Annotated in this window: 8 protein-coding genes; 5 read left to right on the top strand and 3 right to left on the bottom strand. The window is 71.2% G+C overall.

The annotated features are described in order from the left end of the window. Positions 1-197 (bottom strand): DoxX family membrane protein (locus tag O3Q52_RS43195; RefSeq protein WP_269653997.1); only part of this gene is annotated, 197 nt, incomplete at its 3' end. A gap of 164 nt (positions 198-361) precedes the next feature. Between O3Q52_RS43195 and O3Q52_RS43190 the strand changes: the two genes are divergently transcribed. Then, positions 362-688: a nuclear transport factor 2 family protein gene (locus O3Q52_RS43190; protein ID WP_269653996.1), complete on the top strand. Its 327-nt coding sequence runs from the start codon at positions 362-364 to the stop codon at positions 686-688. Positions 689-755: 67 nt separating this feature from the next. Then, positions 756-1,769, top strand: a complete 1,014-nt coding sequence (locus tag O3Q52_RS43185) for an aldo/keto reductase (protein WP_269653998.1) — start codon at positions 756-758, stop codon at positions 1,767-1,769. Between the two features lie 322 nt (positions 1,770-2,091). On the opposite strand, the gene O3Q52_RS43180 is transcribed toward O3Q52_RS43185, so the two are convergent. Then, positions 2,092-2,880 (bottom strand): SDR family oxidoreductase, encoded by a 789-nt coding sequence (locus O3Q52_RS43180; protein WP_269653995.1) that lies wholly within the window; start codon positions 2,878-2,880, stop codon positions 2,092-2,094. 143 nt (positions 2,881-3,023) lie between these two features. Here O3Q52_RS43180 and O3Q52_RS43175 point away from each other — a divergent pair, with 143 nt between their 5' ends. Beyond that, complete coding sequence (locus O3Q52_RS43175; protein ID WP_269653994.1) at positions 3,024-4,670, top strand: alkaline phosphatase; 1,647 nt, start codon at positions 3,024-3,026, stop codon at positions 4,668-4,670. 125 nt (positions 4,671-4,795) lie between these two features. On the opposite strand, the gene O3Q52_RS43170 is transcribed toward O3Q52_RS43175, so the two are convergent. Then, complete coding sequence (locus O3Q52_RS43170) at positions 4,796-5,797, bottom strand: Gfo/Idh/MocA family protein (RefSeq protein ID WP_269653993.1); 1,002 nt, start codon at positions 5,795-5,797, stop codon at positions 4,796-4,798. 161 nt (positions 5,798-5,958) lie between these two features. Between O3Q52_RS43170 and O3Q52_RS43165 the strand changes: the two genes are divergently transcribed. Then, complete coding sequence (locus tag O3Q52_RS43165) at positions 5,959-7,338, top strand: multidrug effflux MFS transporter (RefSeq protein WP_269653992.1); 1,380 nt, start codon at positions 5,959-5,961, stop codon at positions 7,336-7,338. After that, positions 7,290-8,468 (top strand): serine hydrolase, encoded by a 1,179-nt coding sequence (locus tag O3Q52_RS43160; RefSeq protein ID WP_269653991.1) that lies wholly within the window; start codon positions 7,290-7,292, stop codon positions 8,466-8,468. The genes O3Q52_RS43165 and O3Q52_RS43160 overlap by 49 nt, the downstream gene beginning before the upstream one ends. Positions 8,469-8,576: the final 108 nt, after the last annotated feature.

Here is an 8,576-nt window from a genome sequence, read left to right as displayed (position 1 = left end):
GCCTCCGCCAGGCCCGCCGCGGCCGCGCTCGCCCGGCCGGGCGCGTACCCCACGGACTCCATGAACTGGCCGGTCCCGGAGAGTCCGCCCCCGCCGAACCAGCCGAAGAGCTTCTGTGTCCCGTGCGCCGCGAGCACCCCGCCCGTGCCGAGGCGGAGCAGCAGCAGTCCCAGGTCGCGTCGGTCGAAAGAGGTCACGGTTCTCGTCACTCCTCGGATGTCCCAGTCGGCCGTCCTCACGCGGACGGCCCCTTTTGTCTCGTACGCCGCCTGCCCACCGTCGCACCGAACGGTCGCCGGGGTCCCGGCCCGCGCCGCCGTTCGGGTGGCGGGGGCGGCCGGGCGGTGTGAGTCTGGCGTCCATGACGATTCAGGTAGCCAAGCTGAGCAACCCGGCCGTCCGGGAGTTCGTCAGCGCCGTGAACGCCCATGACCGGGACGCCTTCCGGGCCGTCCTCGCGCCCGGCGCGACCATGTCCGACGACGGTTCGGACCGCGACCTCGACGAGTGGACCGAGCGGGAGATCTTCGACTCCCACGGTCATATGGAGGTCGACAACGAGTCGGACGGCGGCCTCGCCCTCCTCGCCCGCTACAGCAACGACGCCTGGGGCGAGATGAGGACGCGGTGGAGTTTCACCGTCGACGACGGCGGCAAGGTCTCCCGCTTCGAGACCGGCCAGGCGTAGCGACCGCCGCGACTCCGCCGTCGCGGTCTTGCCTTCGCCCGCACTTCAACTCCTGGCGTCCATGGGCATGGAGAGCAGCGGAAGCACGCGGAACTACGACGGGCGCAGGACTCTGGGGCGCAGCGGTATCGAGGTGAGCGCCCTCGGTTTCGGCTGCTGGGCCATCGGCGGCGAGTGGGCGAGACCCGACGGACAGCCCCCGGGCTGGGGCAAGGTCGACGACGACGAGTCCGTACGGGCGATCCGCCGCGCCCTCGATCTCGGCGTCACCTTCTTCGACACGGCGGACGCGTACGGCACCGGGCACAGCGAGCGTGTCCTCGCGCGGGCGCCCGGCAAGCGGCGGGCCGACGTCGTCGTCGCGACCAAGTGGGGCAACGTCATCGACGAGGAGCGCAGGCTCGCCGTGGGCAGCGACGACTCCCCGGAGTACGCCCGACGCGCGCTGACCGCCTCACTGCGACGGCTGGACACCGACCACATCGACCTCTACCAGCTCCGCATCTCCGACGCCGACCCGGAGCGCGCCGCCCAACTCCGGGACACCTGCGAGGAGTTCGTCCGCGAGGGGCTCGTCCGTGCGTATGCCTGGAGCACCGACGACCCGGAGCGGGCCGCGGTCTTCGCCGAGGGCGAGCACTGCGCGGCCGTGCAGCACCGACTCAACGTCCTCCAGGACGCGCCCGAAATGCTCGCGCTCTGCGAGGAGGCGGGGCTCGCGAGCATCAACCGCAGTCCGCTGGCGATGGGGTTGCTGACCGGCAGGCGCGGGCCCGGTCGGTCCCTCGAGGCGGGCGACATCCGCAGCAGGCCGCCCGCCCGGCTCCCGGGTTTCGGCGACGGCGGCGGAGCCGACCCCGAGTGGCTCGCCCGCGTCGACGCCCTCCGGTCCGTCCTCACCAGCGACGGCCGTACGCTCGCCCAGGGCGCCCTCGCCTGGCTGTGGGCCCGTAGCCCGCGCACCGTGCCCATCCCCGGCTTCCGCTCGGTCGCACAGGCGGAGGAGAACGCGGGCGCACTCGCCCAAGGTCCGCTCACGGCATGGCAGTTGACCGAGATCGACGAGGTCCTGGGCCGCTGAACGGCGGACGCACGGGCCCCCGCCCGGATTGATGGGCAGCCGTTCCGTGGCCCGGGTCGCAATCCCGCGGTCCCACGCGGAATCCCCCCACCCGAACCGCCGGAACGGCTGCCGCCTCCCCCCAGAGGTGTGGCACGGAAGTCCTGTGCTCCAAGTGTGAAGTTCTGGTGGAGGAGTGTCGAGCATAGGCCTGTAACCGGCCGGGATACCGCGGAGGTGACCCCTCCGTTTGTGCAGATTGACCAGCCGGGCCGCGCCCCTCAGGGGCGCGGGGAACTGCGCGCCCAGCCACGTCCGGCCCGCACCCTGCCACGGCGCTGGGTCACCCCCGTCCTACGTACGGCATCGCCGTAGCAAGCACCGTCGCGAACTGCACATTCGCTTCAAGCGGCAGCGCCGCCATGTGCCGCACCGTACGAGCCACGTCCGCCACGTCCATGACGGGCTCGGCCGCCACCTCCCCGTTCGCCTGCAGCGCCCCCGTCTGCATCCGCTCGGTCATGTCCGTCGCAGCGTTGCCGATGTCGATCTGCCCGCAGGCGATCCGGTACGGCCGCCCGTCCAGCGACAGCGACTTCGTGAGGCCGGTCAGCGCGTGCTTGGTCGCCGTGTACGCGGCCGAGTGCGGGCGGGGCGTATGCGCCGAGATCGAGCCGTTGTTGATGATCCGGCCGCCCTGCGGATCCTGCTCCTTCATCTGCCGGTACGCCGCCTGCGCGCACAGGAACGCACCGTCGAGGTTGGTGCCGACCACGTGCCGCCAGGCCTCGTACGGCAGCTCCTCGAACGGCACTCCGCCCGGGCCGAAGGTGCCCGCGTTGTTGAAGAGGAGGTCGAGCCGCCCGAAGCGGTCCCGTACGGCGGCGAAGAGCGCGGCCACCTCGTCGGGCCGCGAGACATCGGTGCGCACACACAAGGACGTGCCGTCCTTCGGGGCCGGCTGCCCCGGGCGTGCCGTCTCCGCGAGCGCCGCCGTCTCCTCCAGGCGCTCCGTGCGGCGGCCCGCGAGCGCCACCGACCAGCCGGTGCGCAGCAGTTCCACGGCCACGGCCCGGCCGATCCCCGAGCCCGCTCCCGTCACGACCGCGATCTTCGTTCCCTTGGCGTTCATGGCCCAGCAGCGTACGTGAGGACAGGCGATCTTCCGCCACACGATTCTCATCTGTCCGACATCTGACTGGTGTGTACGTGACAGTCCGACGTCGAATCTGATCACTCCAATACCTAGTACAACAACAGTCAGGGGAGGGCCAGATGACACTCGCAGGCCACCAGCAACAGTCGCAGCACGCCCCCGAACTCCGCGCCGCCGCCCGTCACCTCGGACGCCGCCGTTTCCTCACGGTCACCGGCGCGGCCGCCGCGCTCGCCTTCGCCACCAACCTGCCGACCGCGGGTGTGGCGGGCGCCGCCGAACTCGACGCGGCGAAGATCACCGACAACCCCTTCACGCTCGGCGTCGCCTCCGGTGACCCGCTGCCCACCTCCGTGGTGCTGTGGACCCGGCTCGCGCCCGCCCCGTTCCAGGCCGACTCCGGTCTGCCGTCGCAACGCGTCACCGTGCGCTGGGAGTTGGCCCGCGACGAACGCTTCAGAAACATCGTCAGACGCGGCGCGGCCGTCGCCCACCCCGAGTTCCACCACTCCGTACACGTCGAGGTCGGCCACCTCGACTCCGACCGCGTCTTCTACTACCGCTTCCGCGTGGGCAGTTGGGTCAGCGAGACCGCCCGTACACGCACCGCGCCCTCGTCCCGCTCGGACGTCTCCGAACTGACGCTGGCCGTAGTCTCCTGCCAGGCGTACCACGACGGGTACTTCACCCCGTTCGGCCATCTCGCCGAGGACGACGTCGACGTGGTCTTCCACGTCGGCGACTACCTGTACGAGTACGCGGTCAGCTCGGTCGGCGGCGTGCGCAACTACACCGACCGCGTGCTGCCCGACATCTTCAACCGGGAGACGATCACGCTGGAGGACTACCGGCTGCGGTACGCCCTCTACAAGACCGACCCCGACCTGCAGGCCGTGCACGCCGCGCACCCCTTCGTCGTCACCTGGGACGACCACGAGACCGAGAACAACTACGCGGACGACATCCCCGAGAACGACGTACCGCCGGAGGAGTTCCTGCTGCGCCGCGCCGCCGCGTACCGCTCGTACTGGGAGAACCTGCCGCTGCGCCACCCGCAGCGGCCCGAGGGTGCCGACATGCGGCTCTACCGCCGTCTGAACTGGGGGCGGCTCGCGCAGTTCGACATCCTCGACACCCGGCAGTACCGCACGGACCAGGCGAACGGCGACGGCTGGAAGACGCCGACCCCCGAGTCGGAGGCCGAGTCGCAGACCCTGCCGGGGCTCGCCCAGGAGCGCTGGCTGACCGACGGCTGGAAGCGGTCGAACGCGCTGTGGAACGTCATACCGCAGCAGGTCGTCTTCGCCCGCCGCAACCACGCCACCGCCGGCAACACCACCCTGAGCATGGACGCCTGGGACGGTTACCCCGCCTCGCGCCGGCGGCTCCTCGCGGGCGCCGAGGCCGCCGGTGTGGAGAACCTGATGGTGCTCACCGGCGACGTCCATGTGTCGTACGCCTTCGACATCAAGCAGGACTTCGCCGACCCGGGGTCGCGGACGCTGGGTACGGAGATCGTCGCCACGTCGGTCACCAGTGGGCAGAACGGGGCCGCCCGGCCCGCCAACTGGGCGGGTTATCTTGCCGCCAACCCGCACATGAAGCACTACAACGGGCATCGGGGGTATTCGACGGTTCGCCTCGGGCGTGAACTGGCTCGGGTGGACTTCAAGACGGTGGCTGCCGTGACCACGCCCGGGGCCCCGATCACGACCGCCGCGTCTTTTGTCACTGAGGTGGGGGATCAGGGGCTGAAGCCCGCGTAGCGGTTACGGCGGGAGGGGTGGGGAACTGCGGGTGGTTCGTCGGCCGCGAGCCGTTCGTGGCTGGTCGCGCAGTTCCCCGCGCCCCTAAAAGACTGCGCAGTTCCCCGCGCCCCTGAAGGGGCGCCTCAGCTGAGCTCTGACGGATAGTGGACGCCGACGCGGTCCCGTACCGCGTCCAGCGTTCGCATCACCGCCAGGGTGCCGTCGAGGGGGACCAGGGGGGACTCGGTCTCGCCGGCGCGGAGGCAGCGCATGACCTCGATGGCCTCGTGCTTGAGGCCGGCCCGGGTTCCGTCGGTCGCGCTCGCGGTGAACTCCTGCGGGTCGCGGCCGTCGCGGTGCAGTACGAAGCGGTCGGCGTGGAAGAAGCCGGACGGGATGTCGATACGGCCCTCGGATCCGGTGACCGAGGCGGAGGTCGACGTGCCGCCCACCAGAGAGCAGTGCAACGAAGCGAGAGCACCGCTCTCCCAGGAGAGCAGCATTCCCGTCTGGAGATCGACGCTCTCGTCGGAGAGCACCGCTCTCGCCATCACCTCCGAGGGCTCACCGAGCAGCAGGTGCGCGAACGACACCGGGTAGACGCCCAGGTCGAGCAGCGCGCCGCCGCCCTGCGCCGGATCGCGCAGCCGGTGGGTGGGAGGGAAGGGCCCCGAAAGACCGAAGTCGGCCTGGACCGTGCGGACCTCGCCGATCGCCCCTTCGTCGACCAGCGCCTTCAGTTGCCGGATCAGCGGGTTGCAGTACATCCACATGGCCTCCATCAGGAAGCTCCCGCGCTCCTTCGCGAGGCCGACCAGCTCCTGGGCCTCGCGCGAGTTCAGCGTGAAGGCCTTCTCGCACAGCACGTTCCGGCCCGCCTCAAGACAGAGTCCGGCCGCCGTCCGGTGCGCCGAGTGCGGAGTCGCGACGTACACGACATCCACGTCCTCGTCCGCCGCGAGGCTCTCCCAGTCGCCGTACGCCCGGGGGATCCCGAACCGCTCCGCGAACGTCTTCGCCGACTCCTCGGTGCGCGACGCCACCGCGACCACCTCGGCGTCCGGCAGATCGATCAGATCCGCCGTGAACGCCCCGGCGATCCCACCGGTCGCCAGCACGCCCCACCGCACACGCTCTCCCGCCATCCCAACCCCTCGCTCCATGAGCACGATCACCCGATGGCCCACGACCCGAACCCGAGCGTGGTCGACGACCCGGACATCGCCGACGACTCGAACGCGATGGTCTCGACCACCTGTACGAGCTGAGAGCATAGGTGGCGTATTCCACAAACAGGGAGGGGCACATGTCCGAGCGTGGCCGCACCACGCGGGACCAGGACGGCCCGGAGGGGCACATACCGAGCGCGGCCGTCACCGAGACGGTCACCGACGCGGTCACCGACGCGGTCACCGAAGAGACCGCGACCGCCGCCGCGGCGGCACCGGTACCGCCACCGGAGGCCCGCCGTTCCGTGGGACTCCTGGTCACCCTCGTCCTCGGCGGCCTCACCGCCGTACCGCCGCTGTCCATGGACATGTACCTCCCGGCACTCCCGGAGGTCACCGACGCGCTCCACGCGTCCGCGGCCACCGTGCAGCTGACGCTCACCGCCTGCCTCGCCGGCATGGCGCTCGGGCAGCTGGTCGTCGGCCCGATGAGCGACAAGTGGGGGCGCAGACGGCCGCTCATCGTCGGACTGCTCCTCTACGTCGTCGCCACCGCCGTCTGCGCGTTCGCGCCCACCATCGAACTCCTCGTCGCCTTCCGGCTCCTCCAGGGCCTCGCGGGCGCCGCCGGGATCGTGATCGCACGCGCCGTCGTACGCGACCTCTACGACGGCGTCGACATGGCCCGCTTCTTCTCCACGCTCATGCTGATCTCCGGGGTCGCGCCGATCATCGCCCCGCTCATCGGCGGACAGGTACTGCGGATCACCGACTGGCGGGGCGTCTTCTACATCCTGACCGTCATCGGGATCGTGCTGACCGTCGTCGTCTGGCGGATGCTGCCCGAGACCCTCGCGCCCGAGCACCGGCACAGCGGTGGCACCGTCGAAGCGCTGCGCACCATGCGCGGTCTGCTCGCCGACCGCGTCTTCACCGGCTACATGCTTACCGGCGGCTTCGCCTTCGCGGCGCTCTTCGCCTACATCTCGGCCTCGCCGTTCGTGATCCAGGAGATCTACGGCGCCTCCCCGCAGACGTACAGCATCCTCTTCGGCGTCAACTCGATCGGACTCGTGGCCGTCGGCCAGATCAACGGCAAGGTCCTCGTCGGCCGCGTCAGCCTCGACAAGGTGCTCGCGGTCGGCCTCGGGATCATCACCACCGCCTCGGCCGCGCTGCTGCTGATGGCGAGCGGGGTCTTCGGCGAGGTGGGCCTCGTCCCGATCGCCGTCGGCCTCTTCGTCCTCATGTCCGCGATGACCCTGTGCATGCCCAACACCAACGCCCTCGCCCTCATGCGCACCCGGCACGCCGCGGGTTCCGCGTCCGCACTGCTCGGCACCTCCTCCTTCCTCGTCGGCGCGCTCGCCACACCCCTCGTGGGCATCGCCGGGGAACACACCGCGGTCCCGATGGCCGTCGTCCAGTTGGCGTGTTCACTGGTCGCCGTCGGCTGCTTCGTGGGACTGTGCCGTCCCTGGCGGAGACAGGCGGACGTGAAGGGGGCAGAGAGCTGAGCGCACCGAGACTGCGCCTCGGCACAGCGGAACGTGCCGGGCTCGACCCCGACGAACTCGACCGTCTCGTACGGGAGTTCCGGCGGCTCACCGACGGGGACCGGCCCTGGGCCCCGGGCGCCGTCCTGGTCGCCGGACGCGGGCCCGTGATCGCCGTCGAGGAGGCGGCGGGGTGGGCGGTGCGGTACTCCGCGTACGACGAGGTCACCGACGCGGGCGTCGAGCTGCCCAGCGAGGCCCGCGTCCCGATGACCACGGACACCGCCTTCGACCTGGCCTCCCTCACGAAGCTCTTCACGAGCGTGGCCGCCGTGCAGCAGCTGGAGCGCGGCACGCTCGGCATCGACGCGCGGGTCGGGGCGTATCTGCCGGACTTCACCGCGGCCGCCGAGTACGGCATCACCGTGCGGCACCTGCTCACCCACACCTCCGGGCTGCGGCCCGAACTCCCGCTGTACGACTGCCGGGACGACAGGGCGCGGCTCGCCCTGCTGCGCGCCGAGGAGCCGCTGACCGCGCCGGGCGGCGCCTACGCCTACTCGGACCTCAACATGCTGCTCCTCCAGCACGTCCTCGAACGGATCACCCGGCGGAGGCTGGACGTCCTCGTCCGGGACGGCATCACCCGGCCGCTCGGGATGACGGCCACCGGGTTCGGACCCCGCCCGGGCGCGGCCGCCACCGAGGACCAGCGGCTGCCGTGGGCCAAGGCGGACCGGGGGATGCTGCGGGGCGAGGTCCACGACGAGAACGCCTGGGCGCTCGGCGGAATCGCGGGCCACGCGGGCCTCTTCTCGACGGCGGGCGACCTGGCGGTCTTCTGCCGAACGCTGCTGGCGGGCGGCTCGTACGGCACCGCCCGCATCCTCGGCCCCGACTACGTCGAACTCCTCCTCTCCCCGCCCGGCCTCGGCTTCGCCCTCGACCAGCCCTGGTTCATGGGCGAACTCGCCGGCCACGGCGCCGCGGGCCACACGGGCTTCACAGGTACGTCGCTGGTCCTGGACCCGTCGACGGACACGTTCCTGGTGCTCCTGGCGAACACGGTCCACCCGCGCCGCCGGCCTTCGGACAGCGGTCCCCGGGCGGCAGCGGCGACACGACTGGCACGGGCGGTGCGGGGGGCGTGAGCGGTGCGCTGGTTTGTGAGCGGTGCTCTCGAATGTCGGCGCCGCCCCAGTTGGTGAGCGGTGCTCTCGTTGGAGAGCACCGCTCACCCGAACCGCCCCGGCACCCCT

This window comes from Streptomyces sp. ActVer, from assembly GCF_027270795.1.
Lineage (GTDB): Bacteria > Actinomycetota > Actinomycetes > Streptomycetales > Streptomycetaceae > Streptomyces > Streptomyces umbrinus_A.
Note: the sequence above shows the minus strand (reverse complement) of the source record. Positions and strands in the feature narration are given on the sequence as shown.

Excerpts from the sequence above, each read along its gene's own strand:
- O3Q52_RS43190 (WP_269653996.1), top strand. The coding sequence starts at position 362 with ATGACGATTCAGGTAGCCAAGCTGAGCAACCCGGCCGTCCGGGAGTTC.
- O3Q52_RS43185 (WP_269653998.1), top strand. The coding sequence starts at position 756 with ATGGAGAGCAGCGGAAGCACGCGGAACTACGACGGGCGCAGGACTCTG.
- O3Q52_RS43180 (WP_269653995.1), bottom strand. The coding sequence starts at position 2,880 with ATGAACGCCAAGGGAACGAAGATCGCGGTCGTGACGGGAGCGGGCTCG.
- O3Q52_RS43175 (WP_269653994.1), top strand. The coding sequence starts at position 3,024 with ATGACACTCGCAGGCCACCAGCAACAGTCGCAGCACGCCCCCGAACTC.
- O3Q52_RS43170 (WP_269653993.1), bottom strand. The coding sequence starts at position 5,797 with ATGGCGGGAGAGCGTGTGCGGTGGGGCGTGCTGGCGACCGGTGGGATC.
- O3Q52_RS43165 (WP_269653992.1), top strand. The coding sequence starts at position 5,959 with ATGTCCGAGCGTGGCCGCACCACGCGGGACCAGGACGGCCCGGAGGGG.